Source organism: Lysinibacillus boronitolerans JCM 21713 = 10a = NBRC 103108 (assembly GCF_000772935.1).
GTDB classification, from domain to species: Bacteria; Bacillota; Bacilli; order Bacillales_A; family Planococcaceae; genus Lysinibacillus; species Lysinibacillus boronitolerans.
The window spans coordinates 1-25,977 of the sequence record NZ_JPVR01000080.1 but is presented as its reverse complement, the minus strand read 5'-3'; the positions used below and the strand labels follow the sequence as shown (position 1 = coordinate 25,977).

Genomic DNA, 25,977 nt, shown 5'->3' with positions numbered 1-25,977 from the left:
AAGAACTCCTTTGTGAGATAATATCTGTTATTAGTACCAACTACTAAAATCTTATCATACATAAAATATCGTTGCAATAACAAGATGATAAGAGAAGTAGTTTAGAGAGAAAAAAAAAATTCATCTCTTGACAGTAGAGACGAATTGAAAAGTGTGCTATTTTATTGTGTTACATAATGATCATACATATCTACTGCTCGATTAACAGCACTACTGACAGTAATTCTAAAGCAATTCTTTGACCGAATGACCTGTGCCAATATTTTGATTGCTCTTGTTTGATTCTTATGGAATAAAGCATTGTCAGTTTGAAAATCATCGTCTAAAAAGGCAAGATAATAAGGTATTCGATTTTGTGGCTGTAATAAATCAGATTCTGCACTTTTTTCAAGTGTATTGTACACCCATAAATCGATGGCATTTCCTAAGTGAAAGGCAGCAAAATACTGAAAATCATCATTGTCACATTCTTTTATTTTTTGAATTATTTGAACTTTTTGGAGCTCATCTATTAAGAATGTATTGATGGAATAATAGATAGCCTTAGAAGGGTTGAGAATGAGCTCATCGGTCTGCTGTGATTTTAAGAAAACCCAGTTATTTAACACGTTTGCCCATGCGTCCACTGTATTCAAACATTTTGCACAAACATCTGGAAATATTGATTGCCACTTTGCTGCAAGACTTTTAAATCTATTCATATGGTCTTGATCAATATAAAATAAACTATGCTCAACTTGTAACTGCTCAAACATTCGCATTCCTCCAGTAGATTGGTATGTATAGCAATGGACCATATGCCTATTATCTTGATGCAAAAGTTAGCCAATATTTTAATCAATAAGAAGGCATCCCCTGAAGGATGCCATTTAAGATATACATCTACTGAAGACTATTCAAATTTTAATGAGTCACCATCGAATGTTTCATCTGCTACTTTGATAGAGTCTGTTGGACAACCTTCAAAAGCGTCCTGCATATCTTCTAATAGATCTTCTGGAACTTCAGCAGTTCCCATGTTATCATCTAAAATAACGAAGGCAATGCCTTCATCATCATAATCATAAATGTCTGGCGCTGCGGCTCCACATGCGCCACAAGCGATGCATGTATCTTTATCAACTATTGTGTATTTAGCCATTTTATTCTCTCCTTTAATGATGTTCCTACAAAGCTTCATACTCATTTTAAAGATGTTTATCTTACATTTCAACTTAAATACTATTAAATTGGAGGAATTTGCGTCAATGTTTCATCAAATTCTATTGCAAATCTTTCAAAAACTCAATAAAGAGCGGACGATTTCGGCTGCCTATCATGTCCTAAGAGGGAAGCGTTCAGGCCAGACAATTCAAGATATTGGTCTTTTTCAATTGCATCAATATTTTGGCCTATTGCCAAAACTATCTCGTACTACTTTTGATGAGGCTGTCAACTTATTTATGCAGAATAGTTGGTTAAACGTGCAGGAATCTGGTCATTTTTACATGGAAACGCTCGGATTACAACATGCACAACAAACGCCAACCTTTTTCTTTGATGGTTGGCACTATCGGGGAAATGAGCATGTGTTTTTTGCGAGACTCTCTCTCATTGTACAAAGTTTATCACATCAAGCCGCAGCCATTCGTACCTTTTCACCGATTAGTAGAGATACAATGATTCAAGCGTGGGTGCGATCATTTTTACAGGAGCATCATTATAAGGAAGGTCATTTACAGCAGCAATTATTGACAGAATGTACTCATTTGCTAACTATTCTCCCTGTGTCAGATGCAAGCAAACAGCTTGTTCTGTATCGTTTAAGTGGTTATCAATTACCAGGATGGACATGGCAACAACTTGCAGATAAACGGAAGGAAACCGTACTAGATAGTCAATTAGCTTTTATTGAAACCCTACATATATTATTAAATGAAGTGCATCAAAAAATCGATGATTATCCATTACTAGGGCACGTGGCAGAAGGATTAAAAGTTAAAATATTGCTAACAGATTCTGCACAACAAACCGCACAATTATATGAACAAGGTTATTCAATGGAGCAAATTGTCCAAATGAGAAAACTAAAACAAAGTACAATTGAAGATCATTTTGTAGAATTAGCCATGTATGAACCGAACTTTTCTATTGGCCCATTCGTCTCCTATGATGAAGCCCAAAAAGTGTGGCAGGCATCGAAGCAGTATCAAACAAAAAAATTGAAAATATTACATGAAGCTTTAAACGATATAAGTTATTTTCAATTAAGGCTTGTCCTTGCGAAAGGAGAAGTATAAATGGAACTTGAACAATTATTGCATAAGCATTTTGGTTATTCATCATTTCGACCAGGACAAAAAGAAGTCATTGAGGCTTTACTGCAAGAACAAGATGTTATTGCGTTATTGCCAACAGGAATGGGAAAATCACTCTGCTACCAGCTACCAGCCTATACATTAGAGAAACCTGTACTAATTGTTTCACCTTTACTGTCATTAATGCAGGATCAAGTTGAAGAGCTGAAGCGTTTTGGGGAAAAGAGGGTGGTAGCTTTAAATTCCTTTTTATCACTAACAGAGAAACGTTATGTATTACATTATTTAGAGCAATATCGTTTTATTTTTACTTCCCCAGAGATGCTACTCCAGCAACAGGTACAAGAGAAACTGGCACAGATGAAGCTAGGTTTAATCGTAGTAGATGAAGCACATTGTATCTCCCAATGGGGCTTTGATTTTCGACCAGATTATTTACGAATAGGTGACTGGCTATCGAGAGAAAATCGTCCGCCAATTTTGGCATTATCTGCTACGGCAACAAAGAAGGTTGTTCGAGATATACGGGAAACTTTATCTCTCAAAGCTCCATTCGAGTTTATGTATAATGTTGACCGCCCGAATATTCATCTAGGTCGTGTAGTAGTGGAGGATAAGACTGATAAAGCTAGATGGCTCCTGCACCATGTTACGGAAACGGCAGGACCTGGTATTTTATACGTTTCCTCACGTAAACGTGCGCAACAATATAGCGAAGCCTTATTACAAGCTGGCGTTCGTGTTGCTGCCTATCATGCTGGCTATGGGGCGGAGGACCGTCAATTTATTCAACAGCAATTTATAGCTGGAGAACTTGATTGGATCGTTGCAACAAATGCTTTTGGCATGGGCATTAATAAGCTTGATATACGGCAGGTTATTCATGAATCAATGCCAGCCAATATCGCGAATTATATGCAGGAGATTGGACGAGCAGGGCGGGATGGTCACTCTGCACTTGCTATTTTACTGTATGCTGAAGGTGATGAGGAGCTGGCTAAATTTGTTGTGACAGGTGATTTACCAACTTTACATCATGTTGACCGCTATCAGGAACTGCTATCTCAGCAAATACAGCCAATCCAAATGCTGAAAAATGGGGAGTTAAGTGAGACAGCCTTCCGTGTGTTAGATTATTGGCTACAACGAGAGTCTTCGGAACAAGTGAAGGTCCGATTAAATCATTTAGCACTAGAGAAATACAATGCAGTGAATGAAATGCTTCAAATCATACAGACAAAAGACTGTATTCGTGAACATTTAGTCGGGTATTTTGGGCAAAAATTGCAGAAAAAACCGGAAAACTGTTGTGAAAATTGTGGAATCCATTATGATGTAATCAAGAAAGTACGCTTAAAAGAGAAAAAGAAAGTAGAAATGGCAACGTGGGAAAGTCGATTGCAACAATTATTAATGGGTAATTAGACTAAAACTGACGGTCATTTACTTTTTTCGTAAAATTCGTCATAATAGAGATGATAGAAAGCGTAGTAAGGTTGGGGGAAAGGCGAATGAATAAAGAAGATTATCGCGATAAAATAGAAGAGCATCGTCAATCATTTGAAGATGAGCAAAAAGAACAGCAATCCTTATCTAGAGTTTCAAGAATGAATAAAAACGGTAATAAAAACAAAAAGCCAAAAGATTCGAAACGTAAAACACCATTAATGACGATTCTTTTTGTTATTTTTATCCTGATACCATTAACGATTCTTATCTATTTTTGGAAATTTTATGAACCAGGAAAAACGATTGAACAAGCAGAAAAGGATACAGCTGAACAGGTTGTCGAATTAGATCCTTCAGAAGCATCTGCGTCAGATAAAGATAAGGATAAAGAAGATAAGGGTCAAGACGCTCAGGGGGATAAGAAGGCTCAGGAGCAGTCTCAAAAAGATGCTGAAAAATTAGCAGCTGAGCAAAAAGCTGCTGAAGAAGCGAAAAAGGCTCAAGAGGCGAAAAAGGCAGAGGAAGCAAAAAAAGCCGAAGAAGCTCGAAAAGCTGAAGAAGCAAGAATAGCTCAACAACAAGCAGAGGCAGCAAGAAAAGCAGAAGAGGCTAGAAAAGCGGAAGAAGCAAAACAGAATGCTAAAGCAACGACACATACTGTAAAAGCAAATGAGAACTTATACCGAATTGCATTAAATCACTATGGCGATGGCAGTGAAGCGACTTTAGCTAAAATTCGTGCTGCTAATGGGATGTCCTCTAATACTGTAATGGTTGGGCAAGTCATTAAGCTACCTTAATAGAATTTTTTTATCGTTATATAGTTTTTCTAGTATAAAATTACAGACAAACGTTCACACCAAAACGTACGTCTGATTTAGCAAAAAGGCGATTCTTCTTAAAAAACGAATCGCCTTTTTGCTGTCGTAAGGAGAAGTGAGAAAATGCTATATTTAGGGCTATTTCTTTTGGTAGTCATCGCCCTTCTACTTTATATGTGGAAGGTGGCACATGAAAATAATGTATTGTCTCACCAGCTTTCATTACAGGGTGAACAGGAGAAGGTACGATTATTTTTTATTTCAGATGTTCATTTACGTAAAATAAGTAAGAAAATGATTGCACAGTTACAGGGACATCATTTTGATGCAGTAATTATTGGCGGTGATTTTGCGGATAGCCGTACACCGATTGAACGTATTCATGAAAATTTAACATTATTAACGTCCCTTGGACCAACCTATTTTATTTGGGGCAATAATGACAGAGAAATTGGGGAAGAAAGACTGAAGGACATTTTACAGGCATACCATGTTCAAATCATTGTCAATGATGCCGTTCAACTTCCGCTTAAAAATCGCTTTTGGTTAAGTGCTATTGAGGATACAACCGTAAAAGAATATAGTTTTGAAAAAGCTTTTGCAAAGATAGGAGATCAGGATTTAGTTGTTTTCATCGCCCATAATCCAGGGGTTTTTGCGAAAGTTCGTACAAAGTTCCGTGCGGATTTAATGATGGGGGGACATTTACACGGAGGGCAAATCCGATTCGGCCCATATGGTGTCCATCCAAATGGTTCCTATCGTCGACGTGATGGTGTTATGACTTTAGTAAGCAATGGCTATGGGACGACATTAGTGCCTTTTCGATTTGGTGCAAAGCCCCAATGTCATATAATTGACATTGATATTTCGAGTAAATAAACAACCAAAACGTGTGAGAAGGCGTATAATAAAAAGGTATCGTCTATTCTATGATAATGTGAAAGCATGGAGCAGCAATTTTTGCTGTTCAAATTCGATTGGAGTGTCAAGAAATGCAGCAAGCAGATGCAATTATTGTTGGAGGAGGCCCATGTGGCTTAGCAGCAGCAATAGCTTTGCAAAATATTGGTTTACAACCTATCGTGATTGAAAAAGGAAATATCGTCAATGCCATCTATCATTACCCTACACATCAAACATTTTTTAGTACGAGTGAACGGTTAGCCATTGGTGATGTACCATTTATTATTGAAGGACGTAAGCCGAAACGCAATCAAGCCCTTGTCTATTATCGAGAGGTCGTCCGTTTAAAGAATATACAAGTTAATCGCTTCGAAAAAGTACAAAGTGTTGTAAAAAATAATGATTTATTCACTGTTACATCTGATAAGGATACGTATATAACGCCCTATGTTGTCATTGCAACAGGATATTATGATCATCCAAATTATTTAAATATCCAAGGTGAACAGTTACCTAAAGTATTCCATTACTTTAAAGAGGGCCATGAATTTTTTGATACGGATGTTCTAGTTATAGGTGGCAAAAATTCAGCGATAGATGCCGCATTAGAATTAAATAAAGCCGGCGCTCGTGTAACCGTAGCCTATCGTGGCAGCGAATACTCTCCAAGCATCAAGCCATGGGTATTGCCAGAATTTGAAGGGGTAGTCAAAACTGGAGAAGTTGACATGCTTTTTAATACAAATGTAGTAGAAATACGAGAGCATGAAGTTGTTTTAGAAGTAGAAGGCCAAGAGAAAGTAGTAAAAAATGATTTCGTTTTTGCTATGACGGGTTATCATCCTGATCACTCCTTTATCAAAGCAATGGGCGTACAGATAGAGGAAGCAACAGGTCGTCCTTATGTTACACCTGAAACGATGGAAACCAATGTTGAAGGATTATTCATTGCAGGAGTTATTGCAGCAGGAAATAATGCCAATGAAATTTTTATTGAAAATGGTCGTTTCCATGGCGAATGTATCGCTCGAATTATTGAGCAGAGAAAAAAATAATGATCGAGGCTGTATAGGCATGTAGCTTATACAGCCTTTTTAGCAAGGAGGCAACTCAATGATTGGCTTGTATTGGCTCTTAAGTTATTTAATAGGAAACATCTTGACGGCTTATTTCGTTGGTAAGATATACGGTGTCAATTTGCAGGAAGAGCGTAGTAAAAATTTAGGCGCACGTAATGCGGGAAGTGTGATTGGGAAAACTGCGTTTATTTTGACTCTTCTTGGCGATTCATTAAAAGGTGTACTTGTTGTTGGATTAGGACGCATGTGGCAATTGGATGAATGGGTCGTGATTGGCGGAGCTGCGTGGGTGATAATAGGGCATCTATTTCCGATGTGGCTGAAATTGAATGGAGGGAAAGGTGTAGCTACGTTTATTGGTGTGGGTCTCGCCTTATCGCCAAGTCTTTTTTTATGGATGATCCTTGGTACTGCACTTATATCTGCATTTACTAGAAGTCTGACACTTGGCATGGTTGGGGGCTTTGTTTTCTATATAGCCGCAATTATACAAGCGGGGGAAGTAGAGTCATATGGACTTTTAATCATGGCAATCGTGTTTATGCTTATAAAGCATATGTCTAATATTCAGGAATCATTGAAAAGAGGGAAGTGAAGGAAATGTATTGGTGTAAAATTGCCAAGACAGATGAAGAATTTGAGGCGATTGCTCGATTGAATTATGAAACATTTGTAGAAGAAATTCCTCAGCATGATGCGAATGCATCGCGAAAAAAAGTTGACCGATTTCATCAGGAGAATACCTATGTCGTTGTTTATAAGCAAACAGAATTAATTGGCATGGTGGCGTTTAGAGATCAACGACCATTTTCTATTAATGAAAAGATTGGTAAGGTCGAACAGTATTTATCGAAGGAAAATTGTGAGAAGCTTTGTGAAATTCGTTTGCTTTCTGTGAAAAAAGGTTATCGAACGGGTCGAGTTCTATTGAAGCTTACTCAAGCCTTAACTACATTTGCCTACGAAAAAGGCTATTCTGCGGCAGTGATTTCAGGTACAACGAGAGAGGAAAAACTATATAAGCAGATGGGTTTTCAGCAGTTTGCGCCAGCTGTCGGGGAAGAGGGTGCGATGTTTTTACCGATGGTGCTCACTAGACATGAATTTGAGCAATCTTTACAACATAGACTAACGACGGAACCCTCTACATTTTATCCTGGGCCAGTGAAGCAATTAGAGACAATCGCTCATTCAGATTTATCACATCGTTCACTACCTTTTAATGCGCTTTATGAACGAGTACAGAAGAAGTTGCTACATCTATCGAATGCCAATCATGTTGGTGTAATCGTAGGGACAGGAACGCTAGCAAATGAAGTGATGCTTGCGCAACTAAAGGCACAGCAATTAGGAATAGGGCTTATTCTAACAAATGGAGAATTTGGTGAGCGTTTACGGAAGCAAGCCGCTCGTTGGTCATTACATTTTGAGGTCGTAGAAAAAGAGTGGGGAACGGTATTTGATGACAAAGAACTGGCTTCACAGCTTGAGACGGGGTCTTATCAGTGGATGTTGGCCGTACATGGTGAGACTTCCACGGGAACTTGTAATAACTTAGACATTCTTAAAAAGCTTGCTAAACAATACAATGTAAAGTTATGTATAGATTGTATTAGTTCGTTCGGTGCCATGCCGTTTTCTTTACAGGACTGCTATTTAGCTACGGCTGTGAGTGGTAAGGCCATTGGTGCATTAAGTGGGCTAGCATTTGTATTTTCGCAATCACTGGTACCCTCATCTGCTACTCTACCCGCTTATCTTGATTTAGCAAATTATCAGCAAGGTGCCATACCATTTACATTACCTGCTGTATTACTGAGCAATGTGGAGACGGCATTGCAAGCCTATCCAGCACGTTATGAGCAGCTACAGCAACGCTTTCAATCACTGCTGCAGCTACCAATCATGCAATTTCAATATCCAACAATTCAATATCCGATGCTGATAACGGTTCAATTGCCTCATACTTATGCTAACGTACTTATTGATTTAGCATTAAACGGACTATTCGTTCATGGTGAAAGCCAGTATTTACGCCAAAAGAATTTCATTCAATTTTCTGTGATACAACCAGATTTTGATGAAGCTTTTGCTCGGCTTAGTGAGATACTGAGCTATTATGAACAGGTGATCGAGGTATGAGGAAAGCTACTTTAACGTTACAGGAAAAAGTCCTTTAAATTTAAAGGCGAGCCAGTTGTGTTAAGGCCTATTAATAATTTTAAGCGTGCCTTTTGGCCATTAATACCTGTGGCAAATATGGCGCCTAAGTCTTCTAGCATTTTACCACCACCCACATAGCCATAAACACCTTCTGCGATACCATTAAAGCAACGGGAAACAAGTACAACTGGGATGTCTCGCTGTATAAGGCTTTCAATTCCCTTTACAACAGATGGTGGGACATTCCCTTGACCTAGTCCTTCTAGCACAACGCCATCATATTTGCACGCAAGCACGACATCCAATAAATCTTCTTCCATACCAGCATATACTTTTAGCATTGCGACACGCTTGGATAAATTGTTAACATCTACATATTGTCGACGAATTGGTGCGTGATGGAATAAGATTCGAGATTTTGTAATAAGTCCAATCGGTCCATATTGTGGAGATTGAAAAGTATTTACTGAACTTGTGCTTGTTTTTGTTGTATTTACAGCAAGATGAACCTCATCATTCATCACGACAAGCACACCTTTATCACGTGCTTCTTCATCAACAGCTACTCGGACTGCCTCCACTAAATTATAAATCCCATCTGCTCCAAGTTCGTTAGATGAACGCATTGCTCCTGTTAGCACAATAGGAATGGCTAAGTTTGTTGTTAGCTCTAAGAAATAGGCGGTTTCTTCCAATGTATCCGTACCGTGTGTGATGACCACACCGTCAATTGGCTGTGCGTCAATTTGTTCCAAAATCAAGTTACGCAGTAAAAGCATCTCTTTCGGTGTGATATGTGGAGAAGGAAGGTTAAAAGCTTCTATTTCGATAATGCTTGCTAGGGAAGCTAGTTTATTACTTTCCTTCATTAGAGGATTTTCCTTATTTGGCATGACCGCTCCTTCAGCACTCATTGCCATGGAGATTGTGCCGCCAGTATGAATTAATAAAATTGATTTTTTCATAAAAAATAAATCTCCTTTTAAAAAAATTTTTTGTCATTACATGGTATAATAATAGCAGTCTATTGTTGAAAGGAGCCGGCATCATGATCATTTTATTATCTGCTGCCATTGCTCCCGGTCTAGCGCTTTTTAGTTATTTCTATTTGCGCAATCAGATGGCTACGGAGCCAAGAAGAACTTTACTACAAACGTTTTTATACGGCGCATTTTTAACGTTCCCAATCATGTTTTTACAGTATGTATTAACAGAGGAAGGGGTTTTTCGATATCTTTATCTTCAAGACGTCCTATTTTCAAGTGTCATTGAAGAGTTTTTTAAATGGTTTGTGCTATTAATTGCCATCTATAATCATATAGAATTTGATGACCCTTACGATGGGATCTTGTATGGGGCAAGCATTTCACTTGGGTTTGCTACGATTGAAAATGTTCTTTATTTACTTTCATTTGGCTTGGACACGGCATTTATGCGAGCCTTATTACCCGTATCAAGTCATGCTTTGTTCGGTGTCGTAATGGGCTATTATTATGGACGGGCTAAGTTTTCGAAACTTGTGAAGACAAAAGAAATGATTGCTATGGCACTATGTGCGCCAGTCGTACTTCACATTCTATACAATACAATATTATCATTCAAAGGTCACTGGGTTTATTTAATGATTCCTTTTATGTTGTTTTTATGGTGGTTTGGCTTGCGCAAAGTGAAGCTCGCACATTATCATCTGGTGCAACATCTGCATATGCAAAAGAAAATATAAAGCGTAGAAATCGTCAAAGATTTCTACGCTTTATTTCTTTTTTTCCATGTATAAATTCATCCTTTTGTTTCAAGCTATAAAAAAAAGGAGTGATAAAAGTGCGTTTAGTAAGCATACTTTTTGCTTTGATATTAGGAATTAGTATAATTGCGATTCCTCAAAATGATGCGAATGCATTTAGCGATCAGCAAATTACTCGAGGTGCCTATGGAGATGATGTCATTGAATTGCAAGCAAGGCTACAATACTTAGGTTTTTATAAGAGTAAAATTGATGGCAAATTTGGCTACAACACATACTGGGCTTTACGTAATTTCCAAGAAAATTATGGGTTACCAGTAGACGGGATTGCAGGCGCTAAGACAAAGAAAGCGTTAGCAGGCTTTTCAGATTATGATGAAAAATGGGTGAAAGCTCAATTAAATGCAGGAAATCAATTTACTTATTATGGTGGTAAGCCACTTGATCAACAAGTGAAAAAGAATACTAGTGGTGGCGGTGGCAGTGGCAATAGCAATAGCAGTGGAAGTAGCAATAATAATGGAACACAGACACAAGTTCCTCCTAAATATACGGAACGTGATTTACAGCTAATGGCGAATGCAGTATATGGAGAGGCAAGGGGAGAACCTTATGAAGGACAAGTAGCAGTTGCTGCAGTTATTTTGAATCGTTTGGAAAGCCCAGATTTCCCAAATACGATTTCAGGTATCATTTTCCAACCGTTAGCATTTACGGCCGTTGCAGATGGACAAATTTGGCTTGAGCCAAATGAACGAGCAAAAGAGGCAGTTATTGATGCAATGAACGGCTGGGACCCTTCTGAAAATGCATTGTATTATTTCAATCCAAAAACAGCAACGAGCAAATGGATTTGGTCACGTCCACAAATCAAACAAATTGGAGAGCATATTTTCTGTTCATAGAAAGGAGGAAACTAGATGAAAACTTGGCTCGTGGTCTTAACGATTGCCGTTATTGGGTTAGGGGCATACAGCATTGATTTACATGGAGATAAAGAAGATTTACAACGTACCGTGCTAGCACAATATACAGATAAGTTGACGGATGCATCTGAGAAGCTTTCCCATCTTCAACGCTCAGTATCACAATCCCTGTTGTTTCAAGACGAGCAGGCGATTCACAATGAACTAGACTCGGTTTGGCGTTTAAGCTCAGAAGTTCGTTCTTCTATTGCGAATATTCCAATTGGACAAGAACTATCAAGTGAATGGATGAACTATCTAGGGCGACTAGGCGATGAAGCAAAAAGGACAGCAAAAACAGGTGATTATGAGGCTTGGCGTAAAAAAATGCCCCAGGTTTCAACGAATTTACAATCCCTTTCCGATGAATGGACTGCTGCAACCGTCGATTTTTATAAGCATGATGGGAAAATGGATGTTTGGCTACAGCAAGTAGATAATAAAAATCCAAATACCCAATTTGATACTGTAAAAGATACATTAAAAGGCTACGGTGAAAAGGATTTCCCATTAACTTTATCTGAATCTGATTGGCAGAAAAAAATTGAGTTAAAGGCTTTACAGGATGCGGTTATTACCGAAAAAGAAGCACTAGAAAAAGTGAAATACTTATTCCCAGTCATTAAAGATGCTACATTTACAGTTACAAAAAGTAGTGATACAGCCCCATATCCTTTTTATCATATCCAATTCCACCAAGGGATTCGATTAGGCTATGTTGATTTAACAGAAAAGGGCGGACATTTATTATCCTATTTAGTAGAACGTCCTGTTGATGAAGCCAAGTTATCACAAGAGGAAGTCTTGAAAAAAGCGCAGGAATATGTGAAGAGATTAGGCATGAAAGATGTAGCCTATGTGGAATCACGTGAAAATCATCAGGCTTGGCATGTGACATTTGCTCGTGTCCATCCTGGAGATAATGCGTTAATCTATGCCGATGGTGTTCAATTGAAAGTAGCGAAAGATACAGGTGAGCTGTTGGGTGCAAATGCAATGGAGTATATTCAAGAAGAGAATATTAAAAAGCAAACAGCTAAGCCGATTGATTGGAAAACATTCTTCCAAGACGACATTCAAGTACAAGAGGTAAAAAATATCTACACAGATAATGGGCAGTTTGAGCAACGTCTTTGCTATGAGGTTATTGCATTGCGAGATGGTAATACGCAGGAAACATTTAGAATTGTCATTGATGCGGAAAACCATAATGTATTAAAAGTGGAATATTTAACTTAATCAAGGATACCTCCGCTTTGTATCAATTGGACATGAAAATACTACCAATTTTTATAGCCAAAATCAGCTTCTCATGAGATAATTAAACTATATTTTTCGCAACGGGGAGATGCTCATGGAAATAAAAATTGGTACACAATTACAACTTGAACCAACTTATACAGAGCGTTTGGAGAAATTCCGCTGTAAAGTTGTAGAGCAAAAAGATAATATTCTCTATATTGATTATCCTGTTAATATGGCAACAAAGAAAACGGCATTTTTAATAGATGGCTCAGAATTTAGAGCAACTTTTCGCACTGAGGATAAGCAATCCTTTGCCTTTAATACAGAGGTAGTTGGCCGTAAAGCAGGTAATATCCCAATGATTATGTTGCATTGTCCAACACCAGAAGAGTTTATAAAAATTCAACGACGAGAATACGTTCGTGTGGAGACACCAGTAGATGTGGCTATTCAGTTGAAAGATTATAAATATCAGCTCGTGACTGTGGATATTAGTGCAGGAGGCCTCGCAGTCTTGTTGAAAGGTCAGGTAGCTTTCAATGAGGGTGATGAAGTAAAATTAACGATTGTATTGCCATTTGCCAATGGAGATGTTAAATATGTCATTACAGAAGCGCTGATCGTCCGTATTTTTGAAAAAGAGGATAAGCGCATTGCGACAATCCAATTAACAGATACAGATGATGTCGATCAACAGCATATTGTCCGTTTTTGCTTTGAACGTCAATTAGTTAATCGACGGAAAGAAATGAATCCTTTCCATGTTTAATGTCCTACGAATATTTTGATGATGCCCTCTCCTAGTAGAGGGCTTTTTTGAGGTTATATGATACAATAAGAGGTGCAGAAAGTAGGGAAGAATATGAAGAAAAACATTCAAATTGCGATAGACGGGCCAGCTGGTGCAGGCAAAAGTACAATCGCGAAAATTGTTGCTGAAGCACTTGGATTTACTTACATTGACACAGGTGCAATGTATCGAGCAGTTACGTATAAAGCGATGCAACAAAACATACATTTAGATGATGAAGCAAAATTAGCAGAGATGCTTGAAGTAAGCACAATTGAATTAAAACCATCCCCACAAGGACAGCTTGTCTATTTAGATGGTCACAACGTCTCAGCGGAAATACGCTCTAATGAGGTCACTTCATCAGTCTCACAAGTAGCCGCCCATGCGAAGGTTCGTGAGCTATTAGTTGCCCAACAGCAAAAGCTTGCAGCTAATGGTGGTGTTGTCATGGATGGCCGCGATATTGCTACACATGTCTTGAAGGATGCAGAGCTAAAGATTTTCATGTCTGCAACTGTAGAGGAGCGTGCTAGACGACGCTTGATTGATAATCAAAAAAGAGGAATTGACTCCTCTCTTGAAAAACTTCAGGAAGAAATTGCATTACGTGATAAAAAGGATAGTGAGCGTGAAGCATCGCCACTGATTCAAGCTGAAGATGCTATATTTTTAGATACAACAGCATTGTCCATTGATGATGCAGCACAAGCTATTTTAAAATTAGCAGAAGAAAAAATGCTATAAATCCTAAAATTTCAGACATTTTTTGAATTTAAAGGATTTATTTTTGTCTTTGTCTTCAATATCGAATAAAATAGTAAGGGAAGATGCGAAGGAGGGTTACATATGTCTGAAGAAATGAACTATGCAGAACAAACGTTTAACGAGGGTGATATCGTCAAAGGCATTGCCGCGCAGGTTGATGAAAAGGCAGTATCTGTATCAATTCCAGGTGCTCCATTTGATGGTATTGTACCGATTAGTGAATTATCAAGCTTACACATTGAGAAAGCGTCTGATGTCATCTCAGTTGGAGATGAATTAGAGTTGATGATTACAAAGGTAGAAGAAGAAAACTTTGTCCTATCAAAACGTAAAGTGGATGCTTTAAAAGCATGGGATACACTGGAGCAGCAATTTGCCGCTGAGGAAATTTTTGAAGCGGAAGTTAAGGATATTGTTAAAGGTGGTCTTGTCGTAGATTTAGGTGTACGTGGCTTTGTACCAGCATCGCTTGTGGAGGACTATTTTGTCGATGATTTTGAAGGCTATAAGGGACAAACATTAAGCTTTAAAATTGTTGAGCTTGATAAAGACAAGAATCGCCTTATTTTATCTCATCGTGCAGTAGTTGAAGCAGAGAAAGCTTCACAAAAGAAAAATGTTATTAATCAAATAAAAGCTGGCGATGTATTGGATGGTAAAGTACAGCGTCTCGCGTCATTTGGTGCATTCATCGACCTAGGTGGTATTGATGGCCTTGTACACATCTCACAGGTATCACATGAGCATGTGAGTGATGTGAGTGAGGTTTTAGCTGAAGGACAAGATGTAAAAGTAAAAGTTCTGTCAGTGGACCCAGAAAATGAACGTATTTCTTTATCTATTAAAGAAACTATTCCTGGACCATGGTCAAATATTGAAGAACGTGCAGCAAAAGGCACTATTTTAGACGGCAGAGTGAAGCGACTTACTTCATTCGGCGCATTTGTGGAAGTATTCCCAGGCGTTGAAGGTTTAGTGCATATATCGCAAATTGCGCATAAGCACATTAACACGCCACATGAAGCATTAAAAGAGGGACAAGAAGTACAGGTGAAGGTCCTTGATGTCAATGCTGAAGAAGGCCGTCTAGCCCTAAGTATTAAAGAATTACTAGAAAATCCAGAAGCAGAAGAAGTAATCGACTATGAATTACCTGAAGAGAACACAGGCTTCTCATTCGGTGATGTCATTGGCGATAAACTGAAAAACTTTAAATAATGTATAAAGCGAGGATGCATGAATGTATCCTCGCTATTTTTATGGCTGATAGGATTTTGAAAGTGAAGGATAGCGATTGAGGAGAGGATAAAGTCTTTGAAATGACGGTTAAAACTTTAAAAGTAGCGGATAAGATTTCAGAAATGAAGGATAAAACTTTAAAAGTAGTGGATAAGATACCCGAAGTGAAGGATAACAATTTAGAAGAGTATAAAATCTTTAAATTGAAGGATACAACTTTAAAAGTAGCGGATAAGATTTCAGAAATGAAGGATAAAACTTTAAAAGTAGCGGATAAGATACCCGAATTGAAGGATAGCAATTAAGAATAGGATAAAATCTTAGAAATGAAGGATAAAACTCTAAAAGTAGCGGATAAGATTCTCAAAATAGAGGATAGTAATTAAAAAGGCGATAAAACCTTTAGAACACCTGATAGCACGCTCAAAAAAAGAGGTAACACCTTTTATCGCCATACATAGCGTTCTACATTATGGATATGATATGATATAATGGCATTTTTCGTGTATAATAGCGAAAGACAAGAAGTTGGAAGGATGAAGTACAGATGACGAAACCAGTAGTAGCCATCGTAGGTCGTCCGAACGTAGGTAAGTCGACGATTTTTAATCGTATCGTTGGAGAACGTGTTTCGATTGTGGAGGATATCCCAGGCGTAACACGTGATCGTATTTATAGTTCGGCAGAGTGGTTGACACATGATTTTAATATTATTGATACAGGTGGGATTGAAATTGGAGACGAGCCGTTTTTAGAGCAAATTCGTCAACAAGCTGAAATCGCCATTGAAGAAGCGGACGTTATTATTTTTATGACAAATGGTCGTGAGGGAGTAACGGCAGCAGATGAGCAAGTTGCTAAAATTTTATACAAAACTAAAAAACCAGTCGTATTAGCGGTCAATAAAATTGATAATCCTGATATGCGTGAAATGATTTATGATTTTTATGCACTTGGCTTCGGTGAACCTTGGCCAATCTCAGGTTCCCACGGCTTAGGCTTAGGGGATTTATTGGACGAATGTGCGAAACATTTCCCGCAAGAAGATGAAGAGCAATATGGCGATGATGTCATTAAATTCTCTTTAATTGGTCGTCCGAATGTTGGGAAATCCTCTTTAGTGAATGCTTTCTTAGGGCAGGAACGTGTTATTGTAAGTAATATTGCTGGGACAACACGTGATGCAATTGATACGCCTTATGCGTATGATGGACAGGAATATGTCATTATTGATACGGCGGGTATGCGTAAAAAAGGAAAGATCTATGAAACAACAGAGAAATATTCTGTGTTACGTGCGCTCCGTGCCATTGAACGCTCAGATGTTGTTTTAGTGGTACTGAATGCAGAAGAAGGCATTCAGGAGCAAGATAAGAAAATTGCTGGCTATGCGCACGAGGCTGGAAAAGCTGTAATCATCGTTGTGAATAAATGGGATGCCATTGAAAAAGATGAAAAAACAATGAATGTCTTTACACAGCAAATTCGTGAGCACTTCCTATTTTTAGACTATGCACCAATTATTTTTGTGTCGGCGAATACAAAACAGCGTGTGCATCAAATTTTACCGATTATCCAACGTGTCAGCGAGAATCATGCGATGCGTATTCAGTCCTCTATTTTAAATGAAGTGATTGAGGACTCAGTGGCACGTAATCCTGCACCGACAGATAAAGGGCGTCGTTTACGTATTTACTATGCTACGCAGGTAGCAATTAAGCCACCAACATTCGTTGTTTTTGTGAATGAACCTGAGCTTATGCATTTCTCATACGAACGCTTCTTAGAAAATCGCATTCGCGAAACATTTGACTTTGAAGGAACGCCAATTCGTTTAATTACACGTGCGCGTGCTTAAGGCAATAGCTATACACATACAATACGCCAACCCGACATTATTGTTGGGTGGCGTCTTTTTACAAGAAAGAACTTACTTATAGACAACCCAACAAAGGGAGGATTTTGTTATGGAAAAAGTTTGTGTGTTAGGGGCAGGGTCATGGGGTACTGCACTGGCAATGGTACTAGCGGAAAATGGACATGATACGCTTGTATGGACACATAGAGCTGAGCAGGCAGAAGAAATCAATCAACTGCATACGAATAAAAAATATTTACCAGAAACCATTCTACCTGTAAATTTACATGCGACGAGTGATATGGCGAAGGTAGCTTCTCATGCAGAGACCATTGTTGTGGCTGTTCCAACAAAAGCGATTCGTGAAGTATGCGAGAAACTAACGGCTGAATTAACAAAAAAAGTGTTGTTTGTCCATGTTTCGAAAGGAATTGAGCCTGACTCTTTAAAACGAATATCTGAAATTATAGCAGAGAGCTTACCTGCTATGTATGTGGAAGAAATTGTTGTTCTTTCTGGGCCAAGTCATGCAGAAGAAGTGGTGTTGCATCATCCTACAACGGTTACGGCAGCGTGTGCCAATATTGATGCTGCTGAAAAGGTACAGGATTTATTTATGAATCAGTTCTTCCGCGTCTATACAAATGAGGATATCATTGGTGTGGAAATAGGGGGAGCGTTGAAAAACGTCATTGCTTTAGCGGCAGGTATTACTGATGGCTTAAATTATGGAGACAATGCGAAAGCGGCACTTATTACACGAGGTCTTGCAGAGATTTCACGGTTAGGTGTAAAAATGGGTGGTAATCCATTTACGTTCTCAGGGCTTACAGGTATGGGGGATTTAATTGTAACCTGTACAAGTGTCCACTCACGAAACTGGCGTGCAGGAAATATGTTAGGGCAAGGTATGAAGCTACAAGAAGTACTGGATCAAATGGGCATGGTCGTAGAAGGTGTCCGTACCACGAAGGCAGCCTATCAATTAGCAGAAAAATATGATGTAGCCATGCCGATTTCAACAGAGCTCTATAGTGTGCTATTTAATGATGTTGAACCGAAAGTGGCAGTAGATGCCTTAATGATGCGTATGAAAAAACGAGAAATAGACGATATGAAGCATTAATATTAATTTTTTGATTAGACTTGTCATAAAACGGACATAAATAAGGTGTCTCAACGAATCTGTTGAGACGCCTTATTGTGTGCAACTAGTTGAATAGAAATACATGCTAAAAGAGTTGTCCATTTCTTGATAGTTATGGGACAACTATTTCTTTTTAGCAAAAGCACATAGTATAATATACTTTGATTGTGTCTTGACATTCAAAGAAAGGTGGTTATTTGAAATGGGCCCGTTAGCTCATATGCCTGCACTTGATGTAATGTGGGTGTCGTTTTATTGCATCGCATTTATGATTATATCAGTCGGCTTAATTTATTTAGCTCGAAATAAGATTTCAAATGTATTTTTACGAACAGTCGTAAATTTATGTGCATACATACTGTTTGGACTTGGCACATTTTTAATGGTACTTGTAGTTGCCACTTGGCCAGCATAAAAAATAATGAGGTGTCAGTAACATGAAAAAACTAAGTGCTTTGCTGTTGGTATTTGCAACCGCCATATTGCTAGTAGGATGTGCGTACCCAGAAGACGAAAAAAGGGCTAAGGTCACGCCTGATGTCGATCAACTAGCGGCAGTTCAACGTGCCGTAGACGAATACCGTGAAGCAACAGGTGGGCTAGTACCAATTAAAAATAGTGAGCTAGATACGGATATCTATATCAAATATTTAATCGATTTTGAAAAACTTATGCCGAAGTATTTGACGACAATTCCTGGGAATGCCTATGAAAAAGGTGGAATATATCAATATATCATTTGGGATCCGGAAAATGAGGCATCAGTCAAATTAGTAGATTTAAACGCGGCAGAGCGTATACGGGAAATAGGTATTCGTAAACTATCTACACAGTATTTACCAATAAAAGGGTCAATTTCGGATAATGTTTATCAGATCAACTATAAAGATTTGGGTTATAAAACAGAGGTAACTGTAAAAAGTCCCTATTCTGGCGTCGAGTTACCGCTTTTCATGACTGGTGATGGTGAATTACATGTAGACTATGCTGTGGATTTAGGCCAGCTTTTAAAAGAGGATAAGCCGAATGTAAAGCCTGGTGATGATATTCGCCAATTGCTTGTCGACAAATATCCTGTAGTACCTGCCTATTCGATTCCATATACAGTGGACGAGAATGGAGAGCCAATCTATGATATGGAAACGTATAATGCGGATGTCAAAAAAGCGAAAGAACGACAAAAACAAGAGGCAGAAGCCGCCGAGAAAAAAGAAAAATAGCAAACAAGCTCCTTACATTTGTGAGGGGCTTTTTCATATTTGTCTACAGGCTCGCATATAGTGAAAAAGCGTAGATAAAGGAGGCAGAAACCTTGAGTGAAGCAGTATTTAGAGAAATTGCAGAGCGCACAAATGGCGATGTTTATATTGGTGTTGTCGGTCCAGTACGTGTAGGTAAATCAACATTTGTAAAAAAGGTAATGGAATCAGTCGTGTTACCAAACATTGTGGATGAAACGGAAAGAATGCGAGCACAAGATGAGTTGCCACAAAGTTCTCCGGGGCCAGTCATTATGACTGCTGAGCCGAAGTTTGTGCCTGCCCAAGCAACCCGTATTGTGGTCGGTGAAGATGAAATGCCATTCCAAATTCGATTAGCAGATTGTGTTGGTTATATTATTGATGGCACAAAAGGCTATGAGGACGAAAATGGACCAAAATTTGTTCATACGCCTTGGCATACGGAGCCTATTCCATTTCAGGAAGCCGCTAAAATTGGAACAGATAAGGTGATTCGCGACCATGCGAATATTGGTATTGTCGTGACGACTGATGGTACAGTGAACGGAATCAGTCGCCGGGCAGCAGAAAAGGCAGAAGAGGAAATTGTAGAGCAATTAAAAGACATCGGCAAGCCATTTGTCATCCTACTCAATTGCCAAATGCCCGCAAGAGAAGAAACAGTTCAGCTTCGTAATGAATTGTTTGAACGTTACAATGTTCCTGTTATTGCAATGTCCATTGATCAAATGAGAGAAACGGATATTCAATATATTTTACAAGAGGCGTTATTTGAATTCCCAATTCGTACAATTGAGGTGGAGAAACCAGACTGGCTGGATGTATTAGATGCCACACATCCATTAAATGTTGCATTGATTGATTCAATGGAGGAAGTCCTTTCCTCTGTAATGAAAATTCGAGATGTGCAACAGGCATCGGATGCCTTTAAAGCCATTGACTTTATTGACCAAAGTGAAGTAGTTCATGTAGATGCAGGTGTTGGAACGGCAGTGATTCGGGTATCCCTCCAGGGTGAACTGTATAAATCAGTTTGTAATGAATGGCTAGAGGAACCAATTGAAACGAAAAAAGATTGGTTACTCTTTATCAAAGAGGCAGCAGAGGCAAAAGAGGCCCAAAAACGCTTTAAAAGTGCTATTCACGATGCTGATACGACAGGCTATGGTGTGACATTGCCAATGATGCAGGAATTTGAGCCAACAGCCCCAGAGCTCATTAAACAGAATAATTTCTTTGGCGTACGAATGAAGGCGAAAGCACCATCCTATCATATTATTCGAGTTGACATGGAGTCAGAATTTGCACCGTTAATTGGCTCAGAGTTCCATAGTCAGCAACTTCTAAAAGATTTAAATCATGCTTATTTACATGATCGTGATGCCCTTTGGAATACACAACTTTTTGGCACACCATTACATGAAGTATTAAAAGAAGGAATTCGTTATAAAATGGATGCAGTTCCACCTACTGCCAAAAAACGTATGCGTCAGACGATTGAACGTATGGTCAACGAAGGAGATCGTGGTTTAGTAACATTTATTTTATAGTGATAAAATTCAGAAAAAATGCAAAAAATATACGCAGGGCTTTTCGTTTTTATGCGAAAAGTCCTTTTATTTTTGTTTTTTGGGTGAAAAACTGATTTTTTGGTTATAATCATGTATGAATACAGTTGCGTAGCGGTTTTCTATGTGTTACTCTTTTTACAGAATTGGTTCATGACCCTTTGAGAGGAGGTGAATGGTGTGAATAAAACAGAATTAGTAAACTCTGTTGCTGAAGCTGCAGGTCTTTCTAAAAAAGACGCTTCTAAAGCAGTTGAAGCTGTATTTGATACAATTCAAGATGCTCTTGCAAAGGGTGACAAAGTACAATTAATTGGTTTTGGTAACTTTGAAGTACGTGAACGTGCGGCTCGTAAAGGTCGTAACCCACAAACTGGTAAAGAAATCGAAATCGCTGCTAGCAAGGTGCCTGCTTTCAAACCAGGTAAAGCGCTTAAAGACGCGGTAAAATAATACACGTCTAGTAGTTACATAGAGCAGCCTTCATGTTAACGAACATGAAGGCTGCTCTTTTTAACTTCAAATTTAAATTTTACATAATAATATACAGTGATTTGCTAATCTAGAAACGAATTTCTGATGAATCAGGTAAGTCATTTTGCGCTTACCTTTTGGATGTGCTACGATGCATAGGGAAATGTGTAATGTTTTGATACGCAGGAGGGTTTTTTGAATGTCGAATATTGATTTATTGAAAATAGAAGAAGCGGTAAAAATGATTTTAGAAGCAGTAGGTGAAGATGTAAATCGTGAAGGTTTATTGGATACGCCGAAGCGTGTAGCAAAAATGTATGCTGAAATGTTCAGCGGCTTACATGAGGATGCTAAGGATTATTTTAAAACGGTGTTTCATGAGGAACATGAAGAATTAGTGCTTGTCAAAGATATTCCATTTTATTCGATGTGTGAGCATCATCTAGTTCCTTTCTATGGCAAAGCACATGTTGCATACATACCAAATGACGGTGTTGTTGCTGGGCTGAGTAAATTAGGACGTGCAGTGGAGACGATTGCCCGCAGACCACAACTACAAGAGCGTATTACCTCTTCAGTAGCGGACACGATTATGGAGATGCTTGCGCCAAAGGGTGTTTATGTTGTGATCGAGGCTGAGCATATGTGTATGACAATGCGTGGATTGAAAAAACCTGGTTCCAAAACGGTGACCTCTGTTGCACGCGGTATTTATGAGGAAGATGAAGTGAAACGTAGAGAAGTGCTGTCATTTATTCAAATGTCTTAAATTGCGTGTCTAATTATGTTATGATGAACTAAGAATTTGTCGGATTTAAGGAGTGTACAAAGATGTCACAAGATTATATTGTTATACAAGCAGAAGAAGATGGTGTACATGTCATTGGATTAACACGTGGAACAGATACGAAATTCCATCATTCAGAGAAATTAGATGCCGGCGAAGTAATGATTGCACAATTTACAGAACACACGTCTGCCATGAAAATACGCGGTAAAGCGCAAATTCATACAGCACATGGCGTGATCAATAGCGAAGCGAAAAAATAAGAAAATTTGTTTCTGACGATAGTTTTAATTTTGTTTAGCGTACAACAAGCACATATAAAAACACTAGATGTGAAAAACTGAGTATAAGGTTTATGGGCAGTTAGCATTCCTACATTTAATTATGGGAAAGCTTTACTGCCTGTCCTATGAAGAAAGCAAATTTTTTTTATTCCGCATCGTTGCGTATGCTATAATGACTCAGTAAGCAAGCGTTCAGCCTTGTATAGGGCTAACGTATCTGAAAGTGAAATGGAGTAAGGTCTATGAATGCAACATACATTCAAAATTCAATTGCACAGTTAAAAACAGAGATTTTCATGGATGTTCGTCATAGAACTTTGCAAAAATACACAGGTGTACCTGTGCTAGATGAAAATCAATTGTTTTATTTGCTAATCCCGTTTTTGAATGGTGAAGAGTGGCAACAAGAGCAACAAGAGGCTGCAATTACTGTTGGCATAGTGTACGCAGCATTAGCGGCTCACGATCATATAAAAGAATTAGACGCAACATCAAAAGAACAGCAGCTTACCGTTTTAGCTGGGGATTTTTATAGTGGTCGTTATTATGAAATATTAGCGATGTCAGGGAATGTCGCATTGATTCGAAACCTGTCACAAGGTATTGTGGTACGTTGTGAACAACAAATTAAAGTTTATGAAAATGAACAACGAACAATCGAACAGTGGTATGCATCGATGAGTACGATAGAATCTGGGTTAATTGCTCAATTTTTTGATCTTTATTCTTTCGGTAAATATATACCGCTTGTAGAAAAAAGCTTATTAATCTTGCGTTTAGAAAAAGAATGGACAGCTTATCAACGTGGTCAAATGTCTTTAATGGGTAAGGCACTAGAAGAAAGTGTCAGACGTAATGGCGCAACCTTTAATAGCGTCATCCAAAGGAAAATTGTGCATTTAAAAACAGAGCTATCACAGATTATTAATCAGGCAACCTTTTTACAAAGTGATATCAAACAAGCTTTACATGCACATGTAGAGGCATCCATTGCTTCTACTAACGGATAAGAGAGGTTTTTCAAAATGGCTAAAACGAAAGAAGAACACGTTCACGAAGTATTTGAAAGTATTTCGGAAAACTACGATAAAATGAATGGTGTAATTAGTTTCCAGATGCATGTTGGCTGGCGTAACGATACGATGAAGCACATGGCAGTCAAACCTGGATCAAAAGCACTTGATGTATGCTGTGGCACGGCAGACTGGACGATCGCATTGGCAGAGGCTGTTGGTGAAAGTGGAGAAGTAAAAGGGCTTGACTTTAGTCAAAACATGCTAAAAGTTGGCGAGAAAAAGGTAGAGCCATACCCACAAATTGAACTAATTCATGGAAATGCGATGGAATTACCTTTCCCAGATGATACGTTTGATTATGTGACGATTGGCTTTGGTCTTCGTAATGTACCTGATTATTTACAAGTATTGAAGGAAATGCATCGTGTTGTTAAACCAGGTGGTATGGTGGTATGTTTAGAAACATCTCAATCTGAAATTCCTGGTTATCGTCAACTGTTCCGTTTTTATTTTAAATATATAATGCCGATATTTGGTAAAATATTTGCGAAAAGCTATAAGGAGTATTCTTGGCTTCAGGAATCTGCGAATGATTTCCCAGGTATGAAGAAGTTAGCGGCATTGTTTCAGCAGGCAGGATTAGAAAAAGTAACGTACAAAGCATACAGTGGCGGGGCTGCGGCAATGCATATGGGCTTTAAAAAGGTACGTTAATGGGGGAAGGTTTTCACACGTGGAAAAGATGAAGTTAAAACTACTCTATTCCGATTTGAAATCAGATATCGATATCATTGAACGAGAGTTAGAAAAAGCGGTGGACTCGTCTTCATATTTGATCAACGATGCTTCTCTCCATTTATTACAAGCTGGTGGCAAACGGATACGACCAATTTTTGTGTTACTAGGCGCAAAATTTGGTGATTATGACATTGAGAAGATGAAGGATGTAGCAGTACCTTTAGAACTCATTCATATGGCATCGCTTGTACATGATGATGTCATTGACGACTCCAATATGCGAAGAGGGCGCCCGACTGTCAAATCACAGTGGAATAACAGGGTAGCGATGTACACAGGCGATTTTATTTTCGCACGTGCGCTAGAATATATAACAAAGTTAGAAGACCCACTTGTTCATCAAATTTTAGCCCGTACGATGGTGGAGATTTGTAACGGTGAAGTCATTCAAATAGAAGATAAATTTAGATTAGATCAAGGTTTAAAAGATTATTTTAGAAGAATCAAACGCAAAACAGCATTACTTATTTCTTCAAGCTGTGAGCTAGGGGCTGTGGCAGCTGGGGTTGATGCTAAAACAGTTCGGCATTTAAAGCGCTTCGGCTACTTTGTGGGCATGAGCTTCCAAATTATCGATGATGTTTTAGATATTATGGCAACCGATAAAGAACTAGGGAAGCCAGCAGGTAGTGATTTACTGCAGGGCAATATTACTTTACCGATTTTATTATTGAAAGATGATCCGGAGATGCAGCCTTACTTAGTTAAAGTGTTTGCAGGCACGTTAACAGAATCGGAACGTCAAAATATGTTGCAATATGTGCGTAAATCTCATGCAATTGAGCAAGCTAATCGTATGAGTGATAAATATTTGAAAAAAGCCTTACAGGAAATTGATGCTTTACCAAAACATCCCGTTAAGAAAAAATTACGTGATGTTGCATTGTTCATGGGTAAGCGCAAATTCTAGCTTTTTGTTGTACAAAGGCTCATTTTTTGTTAATATTTATCGGTAGGTGTAAAACCTGTTAGACGAATTTAAGGAGTGTTTTAAACATGGCAATTGAACAAACTTTTTTAATGGTTAAGCCTGACGGCGTTGAACGTCAAGTAGTAGGAGACATCGTTGATCGTTTTGAACGTCGCGGTTTTGTAATGAAAGGTGCTAAATTAATGGTAATTCCTAAAGAATTAGCTGAAAAGCACTATGCTGAGCATGCTGAGCGTCCATTCTTTGGTGAATTAGTTGATTTCATCACTTCTGGTCCTGTATTCGCTATGGTATGGGAAGGCGAGAACGTAATCAAGCTTGCTCGTACAATGATGGGTGCAACAAAACCTGAAGAATCTAACCCAGGTACAATCCGTGGTGACTACGCAACAACTGTTTCTCACAAC

Annotated in this window: 29 protein-coding genes; 26 read left to right on the top strand and 3 right to left on the bottom strand. The window is 38.5% G+C overall.

From position 1 onward, the window contains the following. Nucleotides 1–161 precede the first annotated feature (161 nt). Nucleotides 162–755: a hypothetical protein gene (locus tag CD31_RS18550; protein ID WP_036079888.1), complete on the bottom strand. Its 594-nt coding sequence runs from the start codon at nt 753–755 to the stop codon at nt 162–164. Nucleotides 756–892: 137 nt separating this feature from the next. Beyond that, nucleotides 893–1,141: a ferredoxin gene (locus tag CD31_RS18545; protein ID WP_004232564.1), complete on the bottom strand. Its 249-nt coding sequence runs from the start codon at nt 1,139–1,141 to the stop codon at nt 893–895. Nucleotides 1,142–1,247: 106 nt separating this feature from the next. Here CD31_RS18545 and CD31_RS18540 point away from each other — a divergent pair, with 106 nt between their 5' ends. The 7 genes from CD31_RS18540 (at nt 1,248) to CD31_RS18510 (ending at nt 8,694) form a co-directional block, all read left to right on the top strand. Next, nucleotides 1,248–2,279, top strand: coding sequence for a YpbB family protein (locus CD31_RS18540; protein WP_036079884.1), 1,032 nt, complete (start codon nt 1,248–1,250; stop codon nt 2,277–2,279). Continuing rightward, nucleotides 2,280–3,722 (top strand): RecQ family ATP-dependent DNA helicase, encoded by a 1,443-nt coding sequence (locus CD31_RS18535; RefSeq protein ID WP_016993336.1) that lies wholly within the window; start codon nt 2,280–2,282, stop codon nt 3,720–3,722. Nucleotides 3,723–3,808: 86 nt separating this feature from the next. After that, nucleotides 3,809–4,546 (top strand): LysM peptidoglycan-binding domain-containing protein, encoded by a 738-nt coding sequence (locus CD31_RS18530; RefSeq protein WP_036079881.1) that lies wholly within the window; start codon nt 3,809–3,811, stop codon nt 4,544–4,546. A 144-nt stretch (nt 4,547–4,690) separates the two neighbouring features. Next, nucleotides 4,691–5,449: a metallophosphoesterase gene (locus CD31_RS18525; protein ID WP_016993338.1), complete on the top strand. Its 759-nt coding sequence runs from the start codon at nt 4,691–4,693 to the stop codon at nt 5,447–5,449. 113 nt (nt 5,450–5,562) lie between these two features. Further along, nucleotides 5,563–6,528, top strand: coding sequence for a YpdA family putative bacillithiol disulfide reductase (locus CD31_RS18520; RefSeq protein ID WP_036079879.1), 966 nt, complete (start codon nt 5,563–5,565; stop codon nt 6,526–6,528). Between the two features lie 58 nt (nt 6,529–6,586). Next, on the top strand, nt 6,587–7,147 hold the full coding sequence (locus CD31_RS18515) for a glycerol-3-phosphate acyltransferase (RefSeq protein ID WP_036079876.1): 561 nt from the start codon (nt 6,587–6,589) through the stop codon (nt 7,145–7,147). A 5-nt stretch (nt 7,148–7,152) separates the two neighbouring features. Beyond that, nucleotides 7,153–8,694, top strand: a complete 1,542-nt coding sequence (locus CD31_RS18510; RefSeq protein ID WP_036079874.1) for an aminotransferase class V-fold PLP-dependent enzyme — start codon at nt 7,153–7,155, stop codon at nt 8,692–8,694. Between the two features lie 17 nt (nt 8,695–8,711). Here the strand turns inward: CD31_RS18510 and CD31_RS18505 are convergent, their stop codons facing one another. Beyond that, the gene (locus tag CD31_RS18505; RefSeq protein ID WP_016993341.1) at nt 8,712–9,680 is read right to left on the bottom strand and encodes an asparaginase; all 969 of its coding nucleotides are present in this window, start codon (nt 9,678–9,680) and stop codon (nt 8,712–8,714) included. Nucleotides 9,681–9,763: 83 nt separating this feature from the next. On the opposite strand from CD31_RS18505, the gene prsW reads away from it, so the two are divergent. The 19 genes from prsW to ndk all read left to right on the top strand — a co-directional run. Then, nucleotides 9,764–10,438, top strand: a complete 675-nt coding sequence (prsW, locus tag CD31_RS18500; RefSeq protein WP_004232588.1) for a glutamic-type intramembrane protease PrsW — start codon at nt 9,764–9,766, stop codon at nt 10,436–10,438. A 98-nt stretch (nt 10,439–10,536) separates the two neighbouring features. Next, the gene (gene sleB / locus CD31_RS18495) at nt 10,537–11,364 is read left to right on the top strand and encodes a spore cortex-lytic enzyme (RefSeq protein ID WP_016993343.1); all 828 of its coding nucleotides are present in this window, start codon (nt 10,537–10,539) and stop codon (nt 11,362–11,364) included. A gap of 15 nt (nt 11,365–11,379) precedes the next feature. Further along, on the top strand, nt 11,380–12,663 hold the full coding sequence (locus tag CD31_RS18490) for a PepSY1/2 domain-containing protein (RefSeq protein ID WP_016993344.1): 1,284 nt from the start codon (nt 11,380–11,382) through the stop codon (nt 12,661–12,663). Between the two features lie 115 nt (nt 12,664–12,778). After that, nucleotides 12,779–13,438, top strand: a complete 660-nt coding sequence (locus CD31_RS18485; RefSeq protein WP_036079870.1) for a flagellar brake protein — start codon at nt 12,779–12,781, stop codon at nt 13,436–13,438. Between the two features lie 93 nt (nt 13,439–13,531). After that, on the top strand, nt 13,532–14,206 hold the full coding sequence (cmk, locus tag CD31_RS18480) for a (d)CMP kinase (protein WP_036079867.1): 675 nt from the start codon (nt 13,532–13,534) through the stop codon (nt 14,204–14,206). A 102-nt stretch (nt 14,207–14,308) separates the two neighbouring features. Then, nucleotides 14,309–15,445: a 30S ribosomal protein S1 gene (gene rpsA, locus CD31_RS18475; protein WP_016993346.1), complete on the top strand. Its 1,137-nt coding sequence runs from the start codon at nt 14,309–14,311 to the stop codon at nt 15,443–15,445. A 101-nt stretch (nt 15,446–15,546) separates the two neighbouring features. Continuing rightward, nucleotides 15,547–15,771: a hypothetical protein gene (locus CD31_RS18470; protein WP_036079864.1), complete on the top strand. Its 225-nt coding sequence runs from the start codon at nt 15,547–15,549 to the stop codon at nt 15,769–15,771. A gap of 242 nt (nt 15,772–16,013) precedes the next feature. Further along, nucleotides 16,014–17,324, top strand: coding sequence for a ribosome biogenesis GTPase Der (der, locus tag CD31_RS18465; protein ID WP_036079862.1), 1,311 nt, complete (start codon nt 16,014–16,016; stop codon nt 17,322–17,324). A gap of 109 nt (nt 17,325–17,433) precedes the next feature. Then, complete coding sequence (locus tag CD31_RS18460) at nt 17,434–18,450, top strand: NAD(P)H-dependent glycerol-3-phosphate dehydrogenase (protein ID WP_036079859.1); 1,017 nt, start codon at nt 17,434–17,436, stop codon at nt 18,448–18,450. Nucleotides 18,451–18,673: 223 nt separating this feature from the next. Further along, nucleotides 18,674–18,886 (top strand): DUF2768 domain-containing protein, encoded by a 213-nt coding sequence (locus CD31_RS18455; protein ID WP_004232605.1) that lies wholly within the window; start codon nt 18,674–18,676, stop codon nt 18,884–18,886. 22 nt (nt 18,887–18,908) lie between these two features. After that, nucleotides 18,909–19,691, top strand: a complete 783-nt coding sequence (locus CD31_RS18450; RefSeq protein ID WP_036079857.1) for a hypothetical protein — start codon at nt 18,909–18,911, stop codon at nt 19,689–19,691. A gap of 92 nt (nt 19,692–19,783) precedes the next feature. Beyond that, on the top strand, nt 19,784–21,262 hold the full coding sequence (gene spoIVA, locus CD31_RS18445; RefSeq protein ID WP_016993351.1) for a stage IV sporulation protein A: 1,479 nt from the start codon (nt 19,784–19,786) through the stop codon (nt 21,260–21,262). Nucleotides 21,263–21,460: 198 nt separating this feature from the next. Continuing rightward, nucleotides 21,461–21,733, top strand: a complete 273-nt coding sequence (locus tag CD31_RS18440) for an HU family DNA-binding protein (RefSeq protein ID WP_004232618.1) — start codon at nt 21,461–21,463, stop codon at nt 21,731–21,733. A gap of 220 nt (nt 21,734–21,953) precedes the next feature. Continuing rightward, nucleotides 21,954–22,523, top strand: a complete 570-nt coding sequence (gene folE / locus CD31_RS18435) for a GTP cyclohydrolase I FolE (RefSeq protein WP_036079855.1) — start codon at nt 21,954–21,956, stop codon at nt 22,521–22,523. A gap of 62 nt (nt 22,524–22,585) precedes the next feature. Next, nucleotides 22,586–22,804, top strand: a complete 219-nt coding sequence (gene mtrB / locus CD31_RS18430; RefSeq protein ID WP_004232621.1) for a trp RNA-binding attenuation protein MtrB — start codon at nt 22,586–22,588, stop codon at nt 22,802–22,804. Nucleotides 22,805–23,067: 263 nt separating this feature from the next. Continuing rightward, nucleotides 23,068–23,835 carry a heptaprenyl diphosphate synthase component 1 gene (locus CD31_RS18425; protein WP_016994418.1) on the top strand — a complete coding sequence of 256 codons (768 nt, stop codon included), beginning with the start codon at nt 23,068–23,070 and terminating at the stop codon, nt 23,833–23,835. A 15-nt stretch (nt 23,836–23,850) separates the two neighbouring features. Beyond that, a complete protein-coding gene (locus CD31_RS18420; RefSeq protein WP_036079853.1) occupies nt 23,851–24,555 on the top strand; it encodes a demethylmenaquinone methyltransferase in 705 nt (234 codons plus the stop codon). A 19-nt stretch (nt 24,556–24,574) separates the two neighbouring features. Then, nucleotides 24,575–25,549 (top strand): heptaprenyl diphosphate synthase component II, encoded by a 975-nt coding sequence (gene hepT / locus CD31_RS18415; RefSeq protein WP_016994416.1) that lies wholly within the window; start codon nt 24,575–24,577, stop codon nt 25,547–25,549. An 86-nt stretch (nt 25,550–25,635) separates the two neighbouring features. Continuing rightward, nucleotides 25,636–25,977 (top strand): nucleoside-diphosphate kinase (gene ndk, locus CD31_RS18410; RefSeq protein WP_036079850.1); only part of this gene is annotated, 342 nt, incomplete at its 3' end.